The sequence below is a fragment of the Bradyrhizobium sp. 139 genome, from assembly GCF_023074175.1.
Classification (GTDB): Bacteria; Pseudomonadota; Alphaproteobacteria; order Rhizobiales; family Xanthobacteraceae; genus Bradyrhizobium.
In genome coordinates, this window is sequence record NZ_JADPKS010000091.1 from 1 (window position 1) to 21,175 (window position 21,175).

The 21,175-nt window shown below is 63.8% G+C and carries 21 protein-coding genes, 1 tRNA gene and 1 pseudogene; 12 read left to right on the forward strand and 11 right to left on the reverse strand.

Features of this window, described 5'->3' with window-relative positions; translation table 11 throughout:
• Positions 1-173 precede the first annotated feature (173 nt).
• Positions 174-1,418: a serine protease gene (locus IVA80_RS21475; RefSeq protein ID WP_247434833.1), complete on the reverse strand. Its 1,245-nt coding sequence runs from the start codon at positions 1,416-1,418 to the stop codon at positions 174-176.
• Positions 1,419-1,594: 176 nt separating this feature from the next.
• Here IVA80_RS21475 and IVA80_RS21480 point away from each other — a divergent pair, with 176 nt between their 5' ends.
• The 6 genes and pseudogenes from IVA80_RS21480 to IVA80_RS21505 all read left to right on the forward strand — a co-directional run bounded on the left by IVA80_RS21480 (position 1,595) and on the right by IVA80_RS21505 (position 5,278).
• Positions 1,595-2,212, forward strand: coding sequence for a hypothetical protein (locus tag IVA80_RS21480; RefSeq protein ID WP_247434836.1), 618 nt, complete (start codon positions 1,595-1,597; stop codon positions 2,210-2,212).
• Positions 2,199-2,573 (forward strand): transcriptional regulator, encoded by a 375-nt coding sequence (locus IVA80_RS21485; RefSeq protein ID WP_247434839.1) that lies wholly within the window; start codon positions 2,199-2,201, stop codon positions 2,571-2,573. Before IVA80_RS21480 ends, IVA80_RS21485 begins: the two co-directional genes overlap by 14 nt.
• Positions 2,574-2,601: 28 nt before the next feature.
• The gene (locus IVA80_RS21490; protein ID WP_247434842.1) at positions 2,602-3,342 is read left to right on the forward strand and encodes a di-trans,poly-cis-decaprenylcistransferase; all 741 of its coding nucleotides are present in this window, start codon (positions 2,602-2,604) and stop codon (positions 3,340-3,342) included.
• A 179-nt stretch (positions 3,343-3,521) separates the two neighbouring features.
• A pseudogene (locus tag IVA80_RS21495) lies at positions 3,522-3,716 on the forward strand (magnesium-protoporphyrin IX monomethyl ester cyclase); the annotation flags it as partial.
• A gap of 364 nt (positions 3,717-4,080) precedes the next feature.
• Complete coding sequence (locus IVA80_RS21500; protein ID WP_247434845.1) at positions 4,081-4,767, forward strand: DNA-3-methyladenine glycosylase I; 687 nt, start codon at positions 4,081-4,083, stop codon at positions 4,765-4,767.
• Positions 4,768-4,984: 217 nt separating this feature from the next.
• Positions 4,985-5,278, forward strand: coding sequence for a hypothetical protein (locus IVA80_RS21505; RefSeq protein ID WP_247434849.1), 294 nt, complete (start codon positions 4,985-4,987; stop codon positions 5,276-5,278).
• Between the two features lie 114 nt (positions 5,279-5,392).
• Here the strand turns inward: IVA80_RS21505 and dinB are convergent, their stop codons facing one another.
• On the reverse strand, positions 5,393-6,493 hold the full coding sequence (gene dinB / locus IVA80_RS21510) for a DNA polymerase IV (protein ID WP_247434851.1): 1,101 nt from the start codon (positions 6,491-6,493) through the stop codon (positions 5,393-5,395).
• A 145-nt stretch (positions 6,494-6,638) separates the two neighbouring features.
• Here dinB and IVA80_RS21515 point away from each other — a divergent pair, with 145 nt between their 5' ends.
• A complete protein-coding gene (locus IVA80_RS21515) occupies positions 6,639-6,848 on the forward strand; it encodes a hypothetical protein (protein ID WP_247434853.1) in 210 nt (69 codons plus the stop codon).
• 271 nt (positions 6,849-7,119) lie between these two features.
• On the forward strand, positions 7,120-7,854 hold the full coding sequence (locus IVA80_RS21520) for an SDR family oxidoreductase (RefSeq protein WP_247434855.1): 735 nt from the start codon (positions 7,120-7,122) through the stop codon (positions 7,852-7,854).
• 286 nt (positions 7,855-8,140) lie between these two features.
• Here IVA80_RS21520 and IVA80_RS21525 read toward each other — a convergent pair whose 3' ends face one another.
• A complete protein-coding gene (locus tag IVA80_RS21525) occupies positions 8,141-9,751 on the reverse strand; it encodes a hypothetical protein (RefSeq protein WP_247434857.1) in 1,611 nt (536 codons plus the stop codon).
• A gap of 616 nt (positions 9,752-10,367) precedes the next feature.
• Between IVA80_RS21525 and IVA80_RS21530 the strand changes: the two genes are divergently transcribed.
• Genes IVA80_RS21530 through IVA80_RS21545 form a run of 4 tightly spaced genes read left to right on the forward strand, consistent with a single transcriptional unit; the run spans position 10,368 to position 11,697 of the window.
• Complete coding sequence (locus IVA80_RS21530) at positions 10,368-10,610, forward strand: hypothetical protein (RefSeq protein ID WP_247434860.1); 243 nt, start codon at positions 10,368-10,370, stop codon at positions 10,608-10,610.
• Positions 10,611-10,639: 29 nt separating this feature from the next.
• Positions 10,640-11,092, forward strand: coding sequence for a hypothetical protein (locus IVA80_RS21535; RefSeq protein ID WP_247434863.1), 453 nt, complete (start codon positions 10,640-10,642; stop codon positions 11,090-11,092).
• Entirely contained in the window at positions 11,025-11,234 is a 210-nt protein-coding gene (locus IVA80_RS21540) for a zinc ribbon domain-containing protein (protein WP_247434865.1), read from the forward strand. Before IVA80_RS21535 ends, IVA80_RS21540 begins: the two co-directional genes overlap by 68 nt.
• Before the next feature lie 16 nt (positions 11,235-11,250).
• Positions 11,251-11,697, forward strand: a complete 447-nt coding sequence (locus tag IVA80_RS21545) for a hypothetical protein (protein ID WP_247434866.1) — start codon at positions 11,251-11,253, stop codon at positions 11,695-11,697.
• On the opposite strand, the gene IVA80_RS21550 is transcribed toward IVA80_RS21545, so the two are convergent.
• From IVA80_RS21550 to IVA80_RS21585, 8 genes are all read right to left on the reverse strand, one after another.
• Positions 11,668-11,744, reverse strand: a tRNA-Arg gene (locus IVA80_RS21550). The genes IVA80_RS21545 and IVA80_RS21550 overlap by 30 nt on opposite strands.
• Before the next feature lie 59 nt (positions 11,745-11,803).
• Complete coding sequence (locus IVA80_RS21555; RefSeq protein WP_247434867.1) at positions 11,804-12,853, reverse strand: diguanylate cyclase; 1,050 nt, start codon at positions 12,851-12,853, stop codon at positions 11,804-11,806.
• Between the two features lies 1 nt (position 12,854).
• Entirely contained in the window at positions 12,855-15,965 is a 3,111-nt protein-coding gene (locus IVA80_RS21560) for an EAL domain-containing protein (protein ID WP_247434868.1), read from the reverse strand.
• 136 nt (positions 15,966-16,101) lie between these two features.
• Positions 16,102-17,187, reverse strand: coding sequence for a branched-chain amino acid ABC transporter permease (locus IVA80_RS21565; RefSeq protein WP_247434869.1), 1,086 nt, complete (start codon positions 17,185-17,187; stop codon positions 16,102-16,104).
• Positions 17,184-18,194, reverse strand: coding sequence for a branched-chain amino acid ABC transporter permease (locus tag IVA80_RS21570; protein WP_247434870.1), 1,011 nt, complete (start codon positions 18,192-18,194; stop codon positions 17,184-17,186). Before IVA80_RS21570 ends, IVA80_RS21565 begins: the two co-directional genes overlap by 4 nt.
• Positions 18,191-18,913: an ABC transporter ATP-binding protein gene (locus tag IVA80_RS21575; RefSeq protein WP_247434871.1), complete on the reverse strand. Its 723-nt coding sequence runs from the start codon at positions 18,911-18,913 to the stop codon at positions 18,191-18,193. Before IVA80_RS21575 ends, IVA80_RS21570 begins: the two co-directional genes overlap by 4 nt.
• Positions 18,910-19,689 carry an ABC transporter ATP-binding protein gene (locus IVA80_RS21580; RefSeq protein WP_247434873.1) on the reverse strand — a complete coding sequence of 260 codons (780 nt, stop codon included), beginning with the start codon at positions 19,687-19,689 and terminating at the stop codon, positions 18,910-18,912. The genes IVA80_RS21575 and IVA80_RS21580 overlap by 4 nt, the downstream gene beginning before the upstream one ends.
• 170 nt (positions 19,690-19,859) lie before the next feature.
• The gene (locus IVA80_RS21585) at positions 19,860-21,044 is read right to left on the reverse strand and encodes a substrate-binding domain-containing protein (protein ID WP_247434875.1); all 1,185 of its coding nucleotides are present in this window, start codon (positions 21,042-21,044) and stop codon (positions 19,860-19,862) included.
• Positions 21,045-21,175 lie beyond the last annotated feature (131 nt).

The window sequence follows — 21,175 nt, forward strand, 5'->3', positions numbered from 1 at the left end:
ATCGCGTTGATCCCGTACAGAAGCAGGTTCCCGGCAAGCGGATGACGCAAAAAGGGATTGACTAACCAAGGCCCGTTACAGAAGCCCGGATGGAGCGCAGCGCAATCCGGGATCTCGATCGGTATCCCCGGATTGCGCTGCGCTCCATCCAGGCTACGCAGCCCACGCCGTTGCTACCGCTTCGCGTCGGCCTGCTCCGTCCCGTTGCACGAGATCAGCATCGTATAGGGCCGTGCGTTGCCGGCGATGTCGGTGGTCTTGAGATCGCTCTTCGGCTCGGTGGTCAAGTACGGCACCACGGAATTGTCGAGGAAGTCGCGCAGCGCGCCGGTCTTGATGGCGAAGTTGATGTTTTCGGGGATGTTGCCGGTCGCAGCGGCGATGCGCAATACGGGGATCTTTGCGGTGACAACGCCCACGATCTGACCGGTGGTGTCGAACAGCGGGCCGCCGCTATTGCCGGGCTGCACCGGCGCGCTGATTTGGAGGAAACGCGAATCGTTGCGCATGCCGCTGAGCGAGCTCACGATGCCGGTCGTCACGGTGAAGTCCGACGTGAGCAGCCCATGGAAGGGAAAGCCGATCGCGACGACGGAATCGCCGGAGCGGATCGAACGGTCGCGAATCCGGGCAAAGTCCTTGAATGTCATGGTCGATGGCGCCTGCAAGAGCGCGAGATCGTTGTTCGCGTCGCTCGACACGACGCGCAGCACCATCGAGGCCTCGCCGGCGAGATTGCCTTTGATGTCGCCGACACAGCCGTCGATCACATGGTTGTTGGTGACGATGTGGCCGTTCGCGCTGACCACAAAGCCGGTGCCGCTCTTGGCCCTGGTGGCTTTGCTGCCGGCCGGTGGCGCCTGCTTGTCCGGTGCGGGCTGCGGCTTGGCGGCGATCTTGGTGAAGTCGCCGGCCTTGTCGAGCCCGTCGGCTTTCACCTTGGTCACGCAATTGGCCAATGCCGCGATCACGGGTCCGGTCGAGGTCAGGTCGAAGTTCAGGACCGCGCGGCCGGCCGTCGCCACCATCAGGCTCGCCTTCTGAAACGTACGCACGACATTGACCGGCATGATGGCCGTGAGCATGTTGGATTGATACGCCGTAGCGTACAGTCTGGCCTGCTCCCGCCCGTCAAAGGTCACGTCGATCGCGGCGTTCTCACCCTTGTTGAAGCGGTAGCTGGGACTGGCAAAGGCCAGCGACCATGTGCCGGCGGCATTTTGGCTTACGACGAGGATGACGCCGTTCGCGTAAGGAGTCGTGACCGCGCAATGCGAGAAGGCACCCGTGTCGTCATTGCTGAAGGCGCCACCGATCCAGTTGCCGACATTGACGCTGCCAAACGGTCCTTTCGCATACGCGATGCCGGCGACGCTCATCTGCAATAAAGACGCAACGATTAATGACTTAAGCCACATACTTCCCCCCAAGCGCTTCTGCGCGCATCTTATCTGCGGGACGAGGTGCCGCGCAACCGGCAGTTGTTCATTCGGGCCGGGTCTCTTCCGATCGACTTCGGGCTTGCCTTTACTTTGCGGGGCGATATACTTTGCGATACAAAGTGAATGGGTGGAGCGAGGGTTTGGCGTTGCCAATGCGCGATCTCGACAAGGCACTGGCCGACATCGTGGCGATCCGCAGCCAGATTGCGGCGGGCACGGCGTTCCGCGGCTACGGTCCGGCGACGATGGCTGCGACGGGCGTCGTCGCGCTTCTCACCGCAATCCTGCAATTCTGGCTGCTCGGCGACCCCACCAGCGAGCCGCTCGGCTTTTTCTTCGGCTGGTTCATTGCCGCCGCGCTGTCCGGCCTGATCATCGGCATCGAGATGCGCGCGCGCTCGCGCCGCCATCATTCAGGCCTTGCCGATGCCATGATCCACCAGGCGGTCGAGCAGTTCCTGCCCGCAGGTGTTGCCGGGGTGCTGCTCGCGGTGGTGATGTGGAAGTTCGCCGCCGAGACGCTGTGGCTGCTGCCGGGCTTGTGGCAGATCCTGGTGTCGCTCGGCATTTTTGCGTCGGTCCGCTCGCTGCCGCGCACCGTCGCGCTCGCCGGCGCCTGGTATTTCATATCGGGCTTCGCGGTGCTGGCGCTGGCAAGCCAAACTCACACGCTATCGCCATGGACCATGGGATTGCCTTTCCTGATCGGGCAGTCGGTGATGGCAGGCATCCTGTATTTCGCGTCCGGAGACCATGATGTCGAAGACTGACAGCGCGCCCTTCTCCTATGAAGGGCTCGACCGCGTCATTCACGAAAAGGCGAGGCTCGGGCTTCTGACCTCGCTGATGGCGTATCCGAAGGGCTTGGCGTTCGCCGATCTCAAGCAGCTCTGTGGCCTCACCGACGGTAATCTCAGCCGGCATATCGCCGTGCTCCAGGAGGCCGGCCTCGTCGAGGTGACGAAGGGCTATGAGGGCAACCGCCCGCACACCACTTGCCGCCTGACCAAGGCCGGCCGCCGCCGCTTCCTCGACTATCTCGCCGTGCTCGAGCGCCTGGTGCGCGACGCCGCCAGGGCCGCCGGCCGCGAGGCGCCGCCGCTTGCCCGTCTCGGTATCGTCTCGACCTGACCCCCCTTTTTTGACCGGAGACTTTGCAATGCAAAGCGACATGACCTTTCGCAACGAGAAGCTGCACGTCGGCATCATCATGGACGGCAACGGTCGATGGGCGACGCGCCGCGGCCTGTCCCGCGTGCGCGGCCACGAGGCTGGCGTCGAAACGATTCGCCGCATCGTCGAGGCCGCGCCCAAGCAGGACATAGGGACGCTGACGCTCTACGCCTTCTCCACCGACAATTGGCGAAGGCCGAAAGCCGAAGTCGCCGCGCTGATGACCTTGCTGCGCCTCTATCTCGCCAACGAGGTGCAGAGCCTCGTCAAGAACGGCGTGCGTCTCACCGTGATCGGCCGCCGCGACCGTCTGCCCGACGGCATCGCCAATGCGATCGCGCGCGCGGAAGGCGCCACTGCCCATGGCAGCACGCTTCACCTGCGCATCGCCGTCGACTATTCGGCACGCGACGCCATCCTCAACGCCGCAGCGAAGGCGGCGGCCCTGACGAGCCTCACCCGCGAAGCCTTCTCGCAGCTCGTCACCGGCGAGGCGGGACTTCGCGACGTCGATCTCATCATCCGCACCTCAGGTGAGAAGCGGCTGTCGGACTTCCTGCTCTGGGAAGGTGCCTATGCCGAGCTGCACTTCACCGAGCGGATGTGGCCTGAATTCGACGCGGGCGATCTCGCCGCGGCCCTGGCCTCCTTCCATGGCCGCGAGCGTCGCTTCGGCGGCCTCCAGTCGATCATGCCGGAGGAGGTGCCTTCACTCTCTCGGGCGTGACGCCGAGGCGGGGCGGGAGTCCCCGTGGCAGTTATGTGCGATGACATCGGGTTCAGTCGGGGGATCGGGCTTCATTAAAGCAAGTGGGACGGACGGTCACGCCAACCAAAGCGGGAGCCAAAGTCCATGCGTGTTCTTGTCAACGTGCCCTGGGTGGTCGGGTTCGAGGAGGAGACTTGCGTCATGCCATGCGCTGGTACACGCAGATGAGCCGCAGGGTCTGGCTGCGCGAGAGCCTCGAATTCTTGCGGGCGCGTCGGTTGAAATGGCGGCCCACGGTGCGGGAGCTCTGGGGTGCGCCGCAGGACGCCGAGGAGCAATCGATGACCGCGACAAGGCCGGAACGGCGCGTCGCAACGCGCAAGGCCGCATGAACGCGGCCCGTCTGTGACCAACGGCAGAGGGCAACGGGCTGTTCGTTTCCGGCCGCATGATTGGCAGCAATGTCCAAGCGGCAAATGAACGGCCTCGGCTAGGTGTGAAACTAACGCAACCTGCCGAGAGCCTCGCACATGTCACAATTATTGCTGGATGCCGTCGAGTCGGCCGAAGCAAACGGCACGGCCGTATCAGGCCCGCCAGCGCGTCCGATGTCGAGAGCCTCTCGATCTATTTCACGAGCCTTTCCGCGGCGTCGCGCAACAAGCGGTTCATGGGCGCGCGGGCGGACCTTGCCGCAGGGCTGGACCGGATCATCGAATTCTGATGTCGTGGCGCTCCCTCATTCGGTGTGTCCGCATGACGTCCTTCAAGACCATTCGTGCCCGCGCCGAGAAACGCAAGGGCGGGCCCAAGGCGCTGGACGAGCTGATGCCTGAAAAGCCCGACCTGAAGGGCCTGGCCAAGCTCGGCGACGATCGCATCCTCGCCGAGATGACCAGGCGGGTGTTCTGCGCGGGCTTTGCCTGGCGCGTGATCGATTCGAAATGGGACGGCTTTGAAGAGGCCTTCCTGGATTTCCAGCCGTCCAAGCTCACCTTCCAGCCCGAAGAGTATTGGGAAGGCCTCTTGCGTGACACGCGCATCGTGCGCAACGGCGCCAAGATCATGTCGGTGCGCGACAACGCCGCCTTCGTCCAGGAGATCGCGAAAGAGCACGGCAGCTTCGGCAAGTTTCTGGCGAAATGGCCGCCATCCAACGAGATCGGCCTGCTCGATCTCCTGACCAGGCGCGGCAGCCGCCTTGGTGGCAACACCGGCCAGATGCTGCTGCGCTTCGTCGGCTGGGACGGTTTTGTGACTTCCAAGGACGTCGTGGTTTGCCTGCGCGAGGCCGGCCTCGACATCGCCGAAGAGGTCAAGTCCAAGGGCGATCTCGCCAAGGTGCAGGCGCAGTTCAACGCCTGGGCCGAGGAGACCGGCCTGCCCTACACCTATCTGTCACGGATCTGCGCCCTGTCGGTCGGCGAGGTCAGGAGCGAGTAGCCGTTCTGCTCGGCGCATCGCGGCCAATCATGTAGATCGTGTGGCGATCTCGTGCCGCGAGCGCGGCAGATGCAACGCGCGATCACGAAATACATTTTTTCGGAACGTTTGTGCGCGGCACCCGTTCGGAAGTTTGAGCCAGGCGGAACATCGGCGCAGGGAACGCCCGCTTTGGCTCACGCGAATGAAACCCGACGTGACAGAAACGGAGCAGCTCATGAAGCTCACATCCGAACAGGTGAAGCAGACCGTCAACCAGCTCGGCGCTCAGGTGCTGCCCGACGAGCATCCCGCCATGCCGCAGCTCAACAGCATGTTCGGCGAGCACACCTTCTTCGTCGACGAGATGGGCCTCAAGGTCCTCGAGCCCACGGCGTCGCTTGCGGCCGACCGCCAGAGCGGCGAAGTCGTCAGCCTCGCCGATTGGGGCGACTCGGAGCTGACGCGCCTGATGGCGCATGAGCCCGAGCCGACCGGCGTGATCGTTGTGTTCGAGCACGTGAGGCATTGATTGGCCGAGTGGATCGGTCTTCGGTGGCGAGTCTGAAAATCCCGCCACCGTCCCTCCGCACAGCGAGCGCGCTCTGTGCGGCTTTCTGCGTTCGCCGAGCCCCGTCAGTTTGCTTCAGATGCCGAAAGTCAGCTGCGGCTCCGCATCGTCTCCGGCCTGGAGGGACGACAGCGATACCCCCAGCAGCCTGATGCGCTTGCGGAGCGGCATCTCGACTTCGAGCAGGCCGCAAGCCAGCCGCTCCAGATCGTCCCGGCCAGCAACCGGCGAAGGGGCGGACCTGCTGCGCGTGATGATCTCGAAATCGGAAAATTTGATCTTCAAGGTGACGGTGCGGCCCCGGTTGCCGGTTGCCTCGCAATGGCGCCACACCTTATCGACCAGCGGCTTGAGCTCGGCGACCAGCGCGTCGAATTCGGCGAGATCGCTTGAGAACGTGGTCTCCGCTCCGATGGACTTGCGGACCCGGTTGGCTCGGACCGGCCGTTCGTCGACACCGCGCGAGATCCAATAGTAATGGGCGCCCGACTTGCCGAAATTTGCATTCATGAATTCCAGCGTCTGATGACGAATATCGAGTCCGGTGAACATCCCGAGCGCATTCATCTTCGCGCTCGTCGCCGGGCCTATTCCATGGAATTTTCCGACGGGCAGCGCCTCGACGAAGGTGGGTCCCATGTCCGGTGAGATCACGAACTGACCGTTGGGCTTGCGATGATCGGAGGCGAGCTTGGCCAGAAACTTGTTGTAGGAGATGCCCGCCGACGCGTTGAGGCCCGTCTCGGCCTTGATCCTCTCGCGGATCCGCAGCGCGATGTCTCGCGCCAGCGGGATGCCTTGCAGGTTTTCCGTCACGTCGAGATAGGCCTCGTCGAGCGACAGCGGCTCGATGATCGGAGTGTGCTCCGCGAAGATGTCGCGGATCTGCCTGCTGATCGCCTTGTAAACCTCGAACCGCGGTTTGACGAAGATCAGATCGGGACATTGTCGCTTCGCAGTCACGGATGGCATGGCGGAGCGAACGCCGAACTCGCGGGCCTCATAGCTGGCGGCCGCGACGACGCCACGTTCCGCGGAGCCGCCGACTGCGACCGGCTTTCCGCAGAGGTCCGGATTATCGCGTTGTTCCACGGACGCATAGAAGGCATCCATGTCGATATGGATGATCTTGCGGACGGGCGAGGCTTCGCCGGTCACCGTGTCGGATTCGCTCATGGACAGATGATACAATTGAGCGATGGGAAGCGCGAGGTGACGTGTGATTCAGTTGTCGAGACAGGCTGGCCTCAAAGAGCAATCTCAGGCTTGTGAGTGGCAAGCATGGGCATGCGCTCTAATATGAGCCTGCGGAGGACAGCCAATGCAATACAGCTCCGAGCTCATTCAGACGATGCGTGAGGCGCTAGAGGCCGTGATGGCGAGCGTGCCGCCCGATCAGTCGGTCTTCGGCCTGAAAGCGGCCGTAGCCGAATGCATCCTGAAGGCGGCCGCACACGGTCAGACGTCGTACGATGGACTGGTCACGTCGGCCTCCGACCAGATCCAGGCGATCATCTCGATGCTGACCTGAGCGTGTGCTCGGCTGAGCAGGCGATGCCTCCAGCGCGAGCCATAACAGGGACAACTCGGGCGGGGGTGCCTCCAGCGCACTGGAAGAGACTGGCGCGCCACGGCCGATGAAGATGGGCGCTATTGCTTCGCCATGGCGCTATGATAACGCGCTGCGCAGCCCGGCGTAGCCGCCGAGACTACGCCGCCCTATCCGCGCGCAATCGCCGCATGACCTCGGGGGCGCGTTCAATGGCCAACAGTAGCACGGGAGCGCTTGAACCGGGGGCCCGATGAGCGAGACTGCAAAGAGCCGCGTCCTGGTCATCGGCGGCACAAAGGGCGCCGGGCTCCTGATCGCGCGCCTGCTGCATGAGCGGGGTTTCCATGTTCGGGTGCTGGCGCGCGATCCGGCGAGAGCCGCAGCCGAACTCGGCGCTTCCTTTGAGGTGATCGCCGGGGACCTCACCAGGGCGGACACGCTTGCCCCGGCGGTCGCACAGGTTGATCACATCATCTTCACGGCGGGCGCGCCAAGCGGGCGCTACGCGCCTGAAAGTCTGGTGAAGGCGACCGATTATCAGGGCGTGGCGGACACGCTTGCCGCCGCGCGGCAAGCCGGGCTTGCGGGCCGCTTCGTTTATCTCAATTCGATTGGCGTCGCGACGCCCTCCCTGGCAGGCGCCCTGCTCAACCTCCTCAAGAGGAACACGCTCGTCTGGCGCCGGCGCGTCGAAGAAGACATTCGTGCCAGCGGCCTGGACTATACGATCATACGCGTGGGCTTCCTGCTCGACCGCCCCGGCGGCGAGCACGCCGTCATTGCGGGGCAGGACGCCCTCGCGCTGGCGCCTCGCCACCGGATTGCCCGCGCCGATGTCGCGGAGGCGTTCGTCGAAGCGATGCAGCATCCCAGCGCGTCGCGGGTGACGTTCGAAATCGTGTGGGGCAAGGGCCCGCGGCGGAAGAGCTGGAGCGCTCTGTTCGAGAAGCTCAAACCCGACCAGAGATCGCCGGCTACGCGATAGAAAGGATCGCCACATCGAGCGTGGAATCGGCGACCGCTGGCGTTCGCATTTCTGGAGAAATGGCGCACGACGGCCGATGAAGATGGGCACTACTCGTTCGCCATGCCGCTATGATGCCGCAACCCGGCACGAGCTACAGCCAGCAAGACTGCGATGCTCTACGGCCTTGCACTGCTCGTTGAGGGTTCCCCTAAATTGCAGAGGCAATCCAGTTAGGTTTCGAGAGCGGCCATGAGGGGACCTAACGCGGCATGTGCGGGCTCGCGCGATACGAAAGGCACTAAGCTCATCTCTTCAGGTCAGCGATCAAATGGCAGCTTGCTCCATTGTACAGCGCCATGCCGGTTTCCTCCAAGGTGACGCAGGAGTGGCCGGGATCGCCCTGCGGCACGGGTACGCCCTCCTGAATTCGAAACATGACCAGGTGCGCGCCGTTTAAGCCGGCAGGGAATCGAATTTTCTTACGGACCAGGAATTCCCGCGAGCCGGTTCGGGTGATAGCACCTTCCTGTTCAAGCTGACTCAGGCCAGCCTCTTCGGGCAATACCACGTATCGCTCGACCGGCGCGTTCGCCACGACGGTTCGAGGATCGATCTCCTGAACACCTTCCGGATGGAAACGAAGAAGCTCAGGAGATACAGCCGCACCTGCAGTCTTCTGCTTTCGCGGCTTGATCAAGACGGGTTGCCGACCAGTCTCAAGCCGCACCGCTTCGGCTGCGGCGTCGGACTGCCGAACCGACGGGCCGGCAAGATCGCTTATGCAGCCCGGCTGCCCGAGGAAACCGATCCGTTCGGGGGGCACTCCGGTTGCACCGATCAGCGGGCGTTCTCCCCGCACGGACTGGTTGGGGCCGGTACTTTCGCCCGCGAGAACAACCCGCTCCACACGATCAATGGCGCCGAAGAATTGCCAAATGGCGGGGTTGTACGAAGCTACAACGACGTATAGCGATCCGGCGCCGGGGTCGATGTCGATAACGCCGGTTTCGGTCGCAATCCATTGCGAGCCGATCGTAGCGCTCGAAAGCGCCTCGGCGTGGTGCTCGTTCAGGAGCAGAACGGTCGCACCGGGGGATGCCGGCGGTAGGGCGCAAGCCAGCTTCCGTCTCTCTTGCCGCTCGCGCTCGGCATTCTCCACTCGAGCGTGTGTCACGAATTCCCCTGCCGCATTCTGCGCGTCCGCTACCTGCCTGAGTTCTCTGACGAATACGTCAGTTTCAGCTTTCGACAACATCCCGTTTTTGTCGACGTCTATCGCCTGAAAAATGCGTCCTGCGACACGATCAACTTCGTCGACAGTCACGACGCCATCACCATTCTCATCGAATGACATGAGCGAGCGCCAATTTTCATCGTAAGTGGAATTGCTCAAGATCGGCGTTTTTTCGGCGAATGCCGCCATTTCGGTCGAATCGATGCGTCCGTCCCGATCCACGTCCGCGCGCATTCCGAAATCAGCCGCGCGATCAATGCGCTGAAGAATCGGAGACTCGTACCCGGCGAGCTTCGGGTCATTTTGTGCTTCGCTTCGGACCCGATTGGTTTCGGTCTGAATCACCTCTGCCCGCGTCACGACGCCGTCGCCGTCCAGGTCATAGCGCAGCAATTCGCGGATGGCGTGATCTCGCCCGGCGGCTGCGGCGTGTGCCCGATACTGCTCGAAATCCGCAACCGACACGACACCGTCCGAATTCAGGTCGGTCCTGCTGTGCAGGTCACGCATTCGTCGAAGGTGATCGTCAAGCCGCATGCCGATCGCAATTCCGTGGATGATGGCAAACCGCGGGTCAAGCTTCGACATCTCTTGGCACGTGGCCGAATACGGCAGCCACAGGGCGGTGAGCGTGAGCATGGCAACGATGAAAAAACAGCGCATGCGGGTCGGCGCCTCCAAGGCATTCGTTCTATCTCAGGCGCATGACGCAAGCACCGTTAGCGGGCAATAAATGGCGGCACGGTTACCGGAAGATTACGCTTCTTGCGGATCACTTCAGGGGGCTTGTACCCTCTCGGTACATTCTCGAAATTGCGTAGTTAGAATTAACTTCGTGCGCTCGATTAGGACGGCAAGATAGAAGCGACGGTGTCGCTCCGGGCCGTCGGGGATCGTAAGTGTTTGTCTGCACATTGCTTTGGATGGCACTGCAGCGGCACCCTATGAAGCGGCGTGGTGCCGCTTGAGCCAAGAAAGCATTCAAAATCAACGTTCCGAGCTTCATGGTTCGCAGCGTAGCGTCTTTTTGCGCGTGCTCGGCAGGATGTACGGCCATGATCGCATGGGAGGCCGCTGCCGGACCAACGGTGCACCATCAAGGCTCGCGCTGTGCGGGACCGGCTCCGCCGGCTTGCGGCCTTGACCGTGCGCCGCTGGCCCGGCTTTTTGCTGCCATGCGATCATGGCTTGCTGCGAGCGGTTGCGCTCACGCTGCAAGGAAAACGCGAGGTCGGAGCACGGCAGCGTGATGTGGCGTGGACTTCGGCCATTCAGTGGATCGGCCAAGCTTGCCACAGTGGCGCCATGGCTCCCGCTCACAAAGCCGCGGCGGCGTGCGCCGACCGACACGCCATTCGACGATCTCTATGACTATGCGGCAGCGTCCGCGCGTCATGGCGGACGACGTGCGAAGCTCGATCGGATGACATTGACGGTGACGGACGACTGGCCCAAGGACGTGCCGGTGACCGAGGCTGAGATCGCCGTCTTTGAAGCTTGGTTCGGCGAGTTGTTCGACGAGCTATTTGGAGACGGCTGAGGGGACATCACCATGGCAGCGGGAGCAACATGATTCGCCAGATCATGGCGCTGTTCGACGAATACCAGTCCAAGGAAAACGCGAAGCACACGTTGCGAGCGATGAAGGAGAATGCGCGCCAAGGCTTCTGGAATGGCGCGCTGCCGCCGATCGGCTACCGCATCGTGGAGGCCGCCGAGCAGCGCGGCCACCGTACCAAGAAGACACTGGAGTCCGACCCGATTCAGACCGAAACTGTGCGGCTGATCTTTAGCCTCGCGCGCGAAGAAGAAGAAGACGGCTCCTCCGGACTGATGGGCGTCAAATCAGATGCTGCTCAAGAGCCGGAGTCCGGCGCTCACCGCGCCGCGCGTCGTCAGAAGCCCGACGCTCCTTACCGGCATCTGCTTTTGCGCCGGATGCGGAGGCGCGAGGATGCTGAGGACCGGGAAGAGCGGGAGATACAGGTACTACACTTGCTGCACCTGGGCCCGGCAGGGTGAGACCGGCTGCGAGGGCCGCACCGTTCCCATGGAGAAGCTGGACACGCTCGTGGCCGAGCACGTCGAGCACCGCCTTTTGCAGCCCAAGCGCCTCGAGCAAATCCTATCGGCCGTCCTTCATCCCCGGAAGGAACGCGCCTAGCGCCGAACGATGCATATTGCCGATTGCGCAAGCGTGCGTGCGAAGCGGAACCAAACTCAAGCGGCTCTATGACGCGATCGAAAACGGAGTCGCTGACGTATCGGACCCGATGCTCAAGGAGCGCGCGACCGAGCTGAAGGCCATCCGCGATCAGGCCCGCGGCGACGCGGAGCGGGTCGAGGGTGCGCTCGATCGGGCTGGGCCGAGCATCACACCGCAGGCGCTAAAAACGTTCGCCAGCCAGGCCCGCAGGCGGATGCGGAGCGAGTCGGGCGGATATCGTCGCGACCACCTGCGAGCACTGGCCCAACGCGTCGAAGTGGATGCGAGGGAAGTTCGCATTATGGGTTCGAAAAGCGTACTCCTGCGTGCGCTGGTCGCGGCTTCGAGCGCAAAAACGGCAGGTTTTGGAGTGCCCAGTTTTATACCGAAATGGCGCACCCGACACGATTCGAACGTGTGACCTTTGCCTTCGGAGGGCAACGCTCTATCCAGCTGAGCTACGGGTGCAACGAGGCCTCGTGTAGCCGATTGGCGAGGGCCGGGCAACCGCTTCTCGCTGCGCCCGGCTAGGCCAGTTTGCGCCGGGGTGGCGTCGGAACCGGCTCCCGGCCGAGCTCGGCGAATTCGGCAAGCACGCGTTCGGCGCAGATGATGCGGTTGCGGCCGAGCCGTTTTGCCGCATAGAGCGCCTCGTCGGCTGCGCCCAACAGCCGGTCGGGGCTGCCGTCGGCTTCGCCGGGAATATGGCCGGCGACGCCGATGCTGAGGGTGACGTGGTCGCCGGCCCCGATGGCGCCATGGGCGATCCGCAAGGCCATGACGGCACAGCGGATCTGCTCGGCGACGGCGCAGGCGGCATCGCGATCCATGTCGGGCAGGATCAGCGCGAATTCCTCCCCGCCATAGCGGCTGGCGAGGTCGAGCGGGCGCACGGCATGCCGGCTGACGACGGCGGCGACCGTGCGCAGGCATTCGTCGCCGCTCTGGTGGCCGTGCCGGTCGTTGAACAGCTTGAAATGATCGACGTCGACGAACAGCAGCGCCATCGGCTTCTGCGTCCGCTGGGCGCGGTCCCATTCCGCCATCAGCATCTGGTCGAAAGAGCGGCGGTTCGACAGGCCAGTCAGCCCGTCCTTGGTTGCGAGCTCCTTGAGCGCCGTCTCGGCGCGCTTCTGATCGGTGAGATCGCGCAGCGTCTCCACCACGGCGATCAGGTGGCCGGCCTCGTCATGGATGGGGCCGGCGTCGATCGCGAGATAGAGCTGGTTGCCGAGCTTGGGCATCACGCACCAGTTCTCTGCACTGAAGCCGAGCCCGTTGTGGCCGCGCGCGGCATATTCCGAATAAAACTCCGGCAGCTGCTCGGGACGGTCGAGCGCGACCAGGTCGGCGAGGCAGGGCCGCTTGGTCTCGTAGAAGGCCTGCCAGTGTTTCGTCGTGCCGATCACCTCCGAGGCGGCGACGCCGGTCAGCCGCTCGCAGGCTCTGTTCCAGATCACGACGCGGCGCTTCGGGTCGATCACGAAGGTCGGCACCACCAGATGCTGCATCAGCCGCACGGCATAGGAATCCGCGACGTCAACGATTTTCGCTGACGTTTTCTCCGGCCTCGCCATCTCAGGCCACCGCCGCCACCGGCACGGCATTGTTCGGACCGAACAGCTTTCGCACCTCCGCGGCCGGCTTCGGTTTGCTGAAAAGATAACCCTGCATCTCCGTGCAGCCGAGCGCGCGCAGCATCTCGCGCTGCGCCTCGGTCTCGACGCCCTCGGCGACCGTGGTCATGTTGCTCGCAGCGGCGATGTTCACCACCGCCTGCACGATCACGGGCGCGCCGCCGGTCTCCGCGATATCAGCGACGAAGCAACGATCGATCTTGATCTTGTCGAACGGGAAGCGCTTCAGGTAGCTTAGCGAGGAATAGCCGGTGCCGAAATCGTCGAGCGCGATGCGCACGCCGATGGAACGGAGCTGGTGCAGGATCGAGAGCGCGGCCTCGTCGTCGCGGATCAGCACGGCCTCGGTGATTTCGAGCTCGAGCCGGCGCGGGTCGAGCCCGGAGGCGGCGAGTGCGCCCGCAATCCGCAGCGCCAGCGTGTCGCATTTGAGCTGCACCGGCGAAACGTTGACCGCAATCCGCACGTGCGCAGGCCAGGTCGCGGCCTCGTTGCAGGCCGTGCGCAGCACCCAGTCACCAAGCTCGTTGATCAGGCCGGTATCCTCGGCGATCGGAATGAACTCCGCCGGCGACACCCAGCCGCGTTCGGGATGCCGCCAGCGCAGCAGCGCCTCGCAGCCCGACACGTCGTTGGTGCACAGGTCGACCAGCGGCTGGTAGTGAATCTCGAAGCCGCCGGTCACCAGCGCCTGGCGCAAATCCTGTTCCATGGACAGGCGCGCCTTGGCGCTCGCATCCATCTCCGGCTCGAAGAAACGATGGGTGCGGCGTCCTTCGGCCTTGGCGCCGTACATCGCAAGATCGGCGTGCTTGATGAGCTGGTCGAGGTCGGTGCCGTCCTGCGGCGCCAGCGCGATGCCGATGCTGGCGTCGGTGGAGAGCTGATGGCCGAGGCAGTGATAGGGCTGACGGATCGCCTCATAGATCCGCGTCACGAATGACAGCACGTCCGCGGAGGACTGGATGCCGGTCTGGATCACCGCGAATTCGTCGCCGCCGAGCCGTGCGATCAGGTCGCCCCGCTTCAGGCAGCCGCGGAGGCGGGTCGCGATCGCCTTCAACAAGTCGTCGCCGACGTGATGGCCGAGCGAATCGTTGATGCCCTTGAATTCGTCGACGTCGATGTAGAGCAGGGCGAACTGCTCGCCGCTGGCGACCTTCGCCAGCTCGCGTTCGATCTGTTCTCGGAACAGCGTCCGGTTCGGCAGGTCGGTCAGCGCATCGTAATGCGCCATATGCGCGATCTTCTCGTGAGCGCGTCGCCGCTCGGTCACATCCTCGACGACATTGATGAGATAGCGTGGCTCGCCGGACTTGTCGCGAATGCCGATCCGGGTCGAGGTGATATAGCGCAGTCCCTTGGTCTGGCTCTGCCAGGGATGTTCGTCCTTGAACAACCCCTCGGCGGCCTGGAGCGCCGTGGTGTCCTCCTCGGTGACGAGCCTGGCTGCGTCATCCGGGTATATGTCGAAGGGGGTGCCGCCGACGATGTCTTCGCTCGATTGGCCGAATTGCTCCTCGGCGGTCCGGTTGATCAGCAGGTATTGCCGCGTCCGGGCGTCCTTCACCGTGATCTGCGAGGGGATGTGATCGATGATCTCGCGGAGGAAGGTGTAGTTGCGGTCGCGTTCCTGCTCCAGGTTGCGCCGCTCGGTGATCTCCTCGATCGTGGCGACCCATCCGCCCTGCACGAGCGGGGTGTTGATGACCTGGAAGGCGCGGCCGCCCGGCAACTGATGCGTTCTCGTGGAGACCGTGCCCTCGGCGACGATCCTCATGACGTCGGTGCAAAATGCCTCGACGTCGCCTTCGAACGCGCCGCGCTCCCTGCGATGATACATCGCCTCGCGGATGTGACAGCCGGGCTTGATGACGTCGTGAGAGAGGCCGAACATGTCGACGTAGCGACGGTTGCAGGTGACGATGTATCCGGCGGCATCGTACAGGATCAGCCCTTGCGACATGTTGTTCAGGGCGGTGTCGAGCCGCAGTCGCTCCGCTTCCAGACGTTGCTGGGCGTCGCGATTCTGCCGGTTGATCTGGCGGATGATCAGATAGAGGATCAGCGCGATCACGGCTGCCGACAGTGTTGCGGTGGTCACCATGAAGCCGGTCTGCTGCCGCCAGTCGGCGAGCGCCGCCGCCGTGGTGTTGGTGGCGACGATGACCAGCGGGAAATGCGTCAGCGACGCAGCCGAGCCGAGCCGCTCCTCGCCGTCGATCGGGCTCTTGACCCGAAGCGTTTGCTGGCCGCCTTTGGTCAGCACCTTCTGCATCAGCGGCGCATCCTTGAAGCTCCGTCCGATCAGTTCCTCGAGATGCGGATAGCGCGCCAGCATCTTGCCTTCGCGATCGAACAGCGAGATTGCCGTACCCTCGGCAAGCGCGACGGATGCGAAATACTGCTGATAGCTGTCCGGATCGATCCGCCGGACCATCGCGCCGAGGAAGGTGCCGTCCGCGCCGTTCAGGCGGCGCGCCACGATCGTGGTCCATTTGTCGATGACGAAGCTGCGGACGGATTCCAGCAGCATCGGGTCGGCCCGCGGATCGGACTTGAATGTCTGAAAATAGGCGCGCGAGGAGATATTGATTTTGGGCAACGGCTGGGCCCGGGACCAGTTAACCAGTTCGCCGTCGGCGTCGTAGATCGCGATGTCGCCGAGATAGGACACCGAGCTGACCTTGCTGCGCAGCATCTGGTTCGTCGCAGGTCCGGACATGCGCTCGCGGAACACCGCGGCCGAACTGATCTCCGGCAGGTTCATCTGCCCGATCACATCGGCGGCGACCGCGTCGGAATCTTCAAACTGCTGATCGAAGTGCCGCGCGATCAGCTTCACCGTGTTTTCCAGCTCGCGCTCGCGGTTACCGAGGGTGCGTTCGCGAAATTCGCCAACGGCCATGGCGGTCACGGCAAAAATCCCCGCGACCAGCAACACGCCGCACAGAGTTAGCCACAGCACCGGACCGCGCCGAATGGCTGCCTCCCAGCCGTTCTTCGCGGCTTGGAAAATTCCAGCTGCAATTCCTGCAAAGACCTGGCGCATTCCCCCTCCCTGGAGGGACAGGAATACACCGCACAAATGGCGCAAACCTTAGGAAAACCAGTTACCTGAGCATTAATCTCGTTGCGCGATCATAGTCGTATCCAGCGAGCCGCTGCGCTGCATCATGAACCGCGACTTAATGCGAAGCGCCCGCGCTCTTGTCGCTGCCGCCATTGCGCAGCCGTCCGACCACGCCGGTCGGAAAGAAGTAGACGCTGGCGATGAACAGCAGCCCGAGCCACAGCAGCCAGCGGTCGGGATGCAACAGCCCTGGCAGCAGCGGCAGCCCGGCTTCCGATGCTGCCTTGGAGGCGACGCCCATCAGCGATTGCAGATAGTTCTGGGCGAGGATGAAAATTGTGGCGCCGATGATCGCGCCGTAGATCGTGCCCATGCCGCCGATCACGACCATCAGGAGAATGTCCAGCATGATCGAGAAGCTGAGCGAGGTGTCGGGGCCGGCATAGCGCAGCCACAGCGCGTTCAAAATGCCCGCGCTGGCCGCGACCAGGGCGGCGAGGCAGTTGGCGTAGGTCAGGTGGAAGACGGTGCGGAAGCCGAGCGCCTCGGCACGGAAGCGGTTTTCGCGGATCGCCTGCAGCACGCGTCCGAACGGCGAGTTCACGACCCGCAGCAAAGCGAGGATCATCAGGGCCGAGACGGCGAACACCAGGTAGAAGGTCAGGATGCGGCCGTTGATCTCGTAGCCGAACAGGTTTTTGGAGATCAGCACCGTGCCGGGCCGCAGCAGTTCGGGCAGCTGAAAGCTGCGCCCGTCTTCGCCGCCGGTCAGCCATGAGAGCTGCGAGGCCAGCACCTGGAAGGCGGAGGCGACCGCGAGCGTGATCATGGCAAAGAAGATCGCGGCGACCCGCAGCGAGAACAGGCCGATCGCGAGCGCGAGCAGCGCCGCAAGCGGCAGGCCGACCACGATGCCGGTTGCGACCGCGGCCCAATTCGGCCCCATCCCATACAACGCGATCGCGATCGCGTAGCTGCCGATGCCGTAGAACATGGTATGGGCGAACGACACCGAGCCGGTATAGCCGAGCAGGAGGTCGTAGGAGGCGACCAGCGCGGCGAAGACGCAGATATTGGCCGCGACGTTCAGCGCCTTGGCGCCCGGGAACAGGAATGGCGTCGCCGCCAGCGCCAGGATGATGAGGACGAGGACGAGGGTGAGGACGCGGCTACGCGGCGGATCGCCTGACAGGATCATCATCGGCTGGTCACCGCATACAGACCGCGCGGCCGCCACATTAGAATGGCGACCATCAGCAGGATGTTGGAGACGAGGGCGAGCTTCGGCACCAGGAAGCCGCCGTAATTGGCAACCATCGCCACCAGGATGGCGCCGATAAAGCAGCCGCCGATCGAGCCCAGCCCGCCGATGATCACGACGATGAAAATGAGAACAGTGAGGTCGTCGCTCATGGAGGCGTGGACCTGCTCGCGATAGAGCGCCCACATCACGCCGCCGAGGCCGGCGAGCGCCGAGCCCGTCATGAACACGCCGAGGAACAGGCGGCGGATGCGATAACCGAGCGCCTCGACCATCTCGCGGTTCTCGACGCCGGCGCGGATCAGCAGGCCGAGCTTGGTGCGGTTGAGCACGAGCTGGATCGCGATGAAGACCGCAAGGCCGATCAGCATCGCCAGCACGCGGTACTTTGCAAGTGCGACGTCGCCGAGGATGAACGAACCGCGTAGCGAGGTCGGCAACGGTGTTGGGATGATCTGCGGCCCCCACAGCGCATAGAGCGTCTGCTCCGCGACGATCAGGCCGCCCGTCGTCATCAGGATCTGCTTCAGGTGCTGGCCGTAGACGGGCAGGATCAGCACGCGCTCGACGACCAGGCCGAGCGCGCCGGACACCGCCATCGAGAGCAGCGCCGCCGGCGCCAGCACCGCCAGATTCACCCACAGCGAATCCGCCTGCATCGAGGCCGCGAACGGCGCCAGCACCAGGGTTGCCACATAGGCGCCGACCGCGATGAAGGCGCCATGGCCGAAATTGAGCACGTCCATCAGGCCGAACACCAGCGTGAGCCCCGAGGCCATGATGAAGATCATCATGCCCATGGCAAGACTCGCGGCGGTCAGCGTCAGCCAGGTGCTGGGCGAACCGATCAGGGGAATCGTCACCAGCGCCAAGGCGATCGGCAGCAGGATCGGCGCGATGTCACGCTTCGGCTTCGGCAGCGGATCGGTTGCGGCAAGTTCGGTCATTGATGCGCCTCCAGGCTGAGGCCGAGCAGCCGCTCCTGCAGCGGCACGTCGGCGGCCAGCGCCACCATCTCGCCGCGATGAACGATGGTGCCGTTGTCCATGACCAGCACGTTGTCACCGAGTTCGCGGGCGGCAAAGAAGTTCTGTTCGACCAGCAGGATCGTCGCGCCCTTGCGCTTGATCTCTTTCAAGCACTCGATCAGCGCCATGACGATCGCGGGCGCCAGTCCCTTGGTGGGCTCGTCGATCAGCAGCAGCTTGCGCGGCTCGACGATGGCGCGTGCGATGGACAACATCTGCTTCTGGCCGCCCGAGAGGCTTCCGGCACGCGACAGCCAGAAGCGACGCAGCGCCGGGAAGAAGCCAAAGATCCAGTCGAGCTGGCTATCGTCGAGCGGCCCGTCGCGTGCAGCAAGGACGAGGTTTTCCTTCACCGTGAGGTCGGAAAACACCGCCATGCTCTCCGGCACGTAGCCGACGCCGAGCCGCGCGATATCCGGCGTGGCGCGGCTCTCGATCCGCTCGCCGGCGAGGCTGATCTCACCCTTGGAGGCTTGCCACAGACCCATGATGGTGCGCAGCGTCGTGGTCTTGCCGGCGCCATTGCGGCCGAGCAGCATCGTGGTCTGTCCCTGCGCGACCGTGAGATCGATGCCCTGGAGGATGTGGTAGCGGCCGATATGCGTGTGCACGCCGGAGAGTCTCAGCAGATCCATCATGCTGCACTCCCTGATGTCGCGTTCTTCGGGGCAATGCCGAGATAGGCTTCCTGCACGATCGGCGAGGCGATCACCTCGTTCGGCGGGCCGTCCGCAACCAGTTGCCCGTTATGCAGCACGATGATGCGATCGGCGAGCGAGCGCACCACGTCCATCTTGTGCTCGACCAGGAGAATGATCTTGCTCGTGTCCTGCTTGAGTTGCGCGATCAGCTTGATGACAACAGGCACCTCGTCGATGCTCATGCCCGCGGTCGGCTCGTCGAACATGAACACTTTTGGTTCGAGCGCGATCATCAGCGCAACCTCGAGCTTGCGCTGATCGCCGTGCGACAGCGCGGTCGCGGCGACGCCGCGGCGGGTACCGAGCGCGACCTGGTCGAGGATGGCGTCGGCGCGGGCGATCAGGTCGCGCCGCACCATCCAGGGCCGCAGCATGTCGTAATGGGTGCCATCAGCGGCCTGCACCGCGAGGCGGACGTTTTCTTCCACCGAGAGGTTCGGAAAGAGGTTGGTGAGCTGGAAGGCGCGTCCCAGACCCGCACGCGTTCGCATCGGTGCTGAGTGCTGGGTGATATCGATGCCGTCGAACAGGATGCTGCCGCTCGATGCGCGCAGCTGGCCCGAGATCAGGTTGAAATAGGTGGTCTTGCCGGCGCCGTTCGGTCCGACGATGGCGGTGAGCTCGCCCGGGCGAAAGCTGCAGGTGACGTTGTTGACCGCGACATGACCGCCGAAGCGGATGGTGAGATCGCGGGTTTCGAGGGTCAGCGTCATTTAGCTTCCGGTGAAGAGTGAGACGAAGATGTATCCACAATCACACTGCGCTCCCTCCCCCGCTTGCGGGGGAGGGCCGGGGAGAGGGTGTCTCAGCGATCAAGGCTGCCCAAGAGGACAGAGCCCTCTCCCGGCCTCCCCCGCAAGCGGGGGAGGTGAAGCAAGAAAACTCAGCGCTTGTTCTTAACCGGAACGTCCATGTCCTCGATCTTCAGCTCGCGCACCGGCTCGAGTACGGCCCAGGCGACGTTCGGATCGACCTTGACCTTGAAGTGATACATGCTCTGGAGCGCCTGATGGTCCTCTTTGCGGAACGTCATCTTGCCCTTCGGCGTGTCGAACTCCAGGCCTTCCATGGCCGTGATCAGCTTCTCGGTGTCGGTCGACTTCGCCTTGGTGACGGCGGCGACGACGGACATCGCGGCGGCAAAGCCGCCCGCGGTGAAGAAGTCCGGCGGCGCGTTGAAGCGCTTCTGGTGCTCGGCGACCAGCCAGTCGTTCACCGGGTTCTTCGGGATCGCATAGAAATAGTAGGTCGCGCCCTCCATGCCGGGCAGGCCCTTATAGGCAGCGAGCGCCGGCAGGATGTTGCCGCCGGTGGACAGCTCGATGCCGTAGCGCTTCGGATCCATGTCCTGAAGCTTTGCCAGCGGATTGCCGGCGCCGGCCCAGATCACCCAGATCACCTTGCGGCCCGGCTTGTCCTTCAGCGCGTCGAACAGGCGCTGGCCGACCGCGGTGAAGTCGGTGGTGGAGGTCGGGGCATATTCTTCAGCGGCGAGCGTCGCGCCGGTCTTGGCGAGCGCCTCCTTGAACGCGGCGACGCCGTCGCGGCCGAAGGCGTAGTCCTGCGCCAGCGTCGCCACGGTGACGCCCTGCTTGCCGATCGCGACCGCGTTCGAGATCGCGTCCTGCGACGAATTGCGCGCCGTGCGGAAGATGTAGCGATTCCACTTCTCGCCGGTAATCTGGTCCGCTACCGCGGGCTCGACGATCAGGATCTTCTTGTTCTCCTCGGCGACGGGGAGAATGGCGAGCGCCGCGGCCGACGAGGTCGTACCGATCGCGATGTCCACCTTGTCGTCCTGATAGGCTTCCGCGAGCGCAGCCTTCGAAAGGTCGGGCTTGCCCTGATCGTCCTTGGTGATGACGACGATCTTGCGGCCGTCGAGCGTCATGGTGCCCTTGGTGGCGTATTCGAAGCCCATTTGCAGGCCGGTCTCGGTCTGCTTGGCGTAGGCCTCGAGCGGGCCGGTCTTGCCGTAGATCAGCGCGACCTTGAGGTCGTCGGCTCGCGCGGAGCTGCTCGCGGCCAGGCTGAGCATGGCGGCTGTTATGATGACTGATCGACGCACTGTGATCCCTCCTGATTCAAATTTTCTCTGCAACAGCGATTTGCATAACGGTGCGAACATTGCAATTGAACCTTCCGGTCGAGCGGCCGGCAGGCCTATGTGACACTGTCTTGACGTGACCGCAGCGGACG

Excerpts from the sequence above, each read along its gene's own strand:
- IVA80_RS21565 (WP_247434869.1), bottom strand. The coding sequence starts at position 17,187 with ATGATGATCCTGTCAGGCGATCCGCCGCGTAGCCGCGTCCTCACCCTC.
- IVA80_RS21500 (WP_247434845.1), top strand. The coding sequence starts at position 4,081 with ATGACGTCCTTCAAGACCATTCGTGCCCGCGCCGAGAAACGCAAGGGC.
- IVA80_RS21505 (WP_247434849.1), top strand. The coding sequence starts at position 4,985 with ATGAAGCTCACATCCGAACAGGTGAAGCAGACCGTCAACCAGCTCGGC.
- IVA80_RS21520 (WP_247434855.1), top strand. The coding sequence starts at position 7,120 with ATGAGCGAGACTGCAAAGAGCCGCGTCCTGGTCATCGGCGGCACAAAG.
- IVA80_RS21490 (WP_247434842.1), top strand. The coding sequence starts at position 2,602 with ATGCAAAGCGACATGACCTTTCGCAACGAGAAGCTGCACGTCGGCATC.
- IVA80_RS21575 (WP_247434871.1), bottom strand. The coding sequence starts at position 18,913 with ATGATGGATCTGCTGAGACTCTCCGGCGTGCACACGCATATCGGCCGC.
- IVA80_RS21515 (WP_247434853.1), top strand. The coding sequence starts at position 6,639 with ATGCAATACAGCTCCGAGCTCATTCAGACGATGCGTGAGGCGCTAGAG.
- dinB (WP_247434851.1), bottom strand. The coding sequence starts at position 6,493 with ATGAGCGAATCCGACACGGTGACCGGCGAAGCCTCGCCCGTCCGCAAG.
- IVA80_RS21580 (WP_247434873.1), bottom strand. The coding sequence starts at position 19,689 with ATGACGCTGACCCTCGAAACCCGCGATCTCACCATCCGCTTCGGCGGT.
- IVA80_RS21475 (WP_247434833.1), bottom strand. The coding sequence starts at position 1,418 with ATGTGGCTTAAGTCATTAATCGTTGCGTCTTTATTGCAGATGAGCGTC.
- IVA80_RS21535 (WP_247434863.1), top strand. The coding sequence starts at position 10,640 with ATGATTCGCCAGATCATGGCGCTGTTCGACGAATACCAGTCCAAGGAA.
- IVA80_RS21540 (WP_247434865.1), top strand. The coding sequence starts at position 11,025 with ATGCTGAGGACCGGGAAGAGCGGGAGATACAGGTACTACACTTGCTGC.
- IVA80_RS21560 (WP_247434868.1), bottom strand. The coding sequence starts at position 15,965 with ATGCGCCAGGTCTTTGCAGGAATTGCAGCTGGAATTTTCCAAGCCGCG.
- IVA80_RS21480 (WP_247434836.1), top strand. The coding sequence starts at position 1,595 with ATGCGCGATCTCGACAAGGCACTGGCCGACATCGTGGCGATCCGCAGC.
- IVA80_RS21485 (WP_247434839.1), top strand. The coding sequence starts at position 2,199 with ATGTCGAAGACTGACAGCGCGCCCTTCTCCTATGAAGGGCTCGACCGC.
- IVA80_RS21555 (WP_247434867.1), bottom strand. The coding sequence starts at position 12,853 with ATGGCGAGGCCGGAGAAAACGTCAGCGAAAATCGTTGACGTCGCGGAT.
- IVA80_RS21570 (WP_247434870.1), bottom strand. The coding sequence starts at position 18,194 with ATGACCGAACTTGCCGCAACCGATCCGCTGCCGAAGCCGAAGCGTGAC.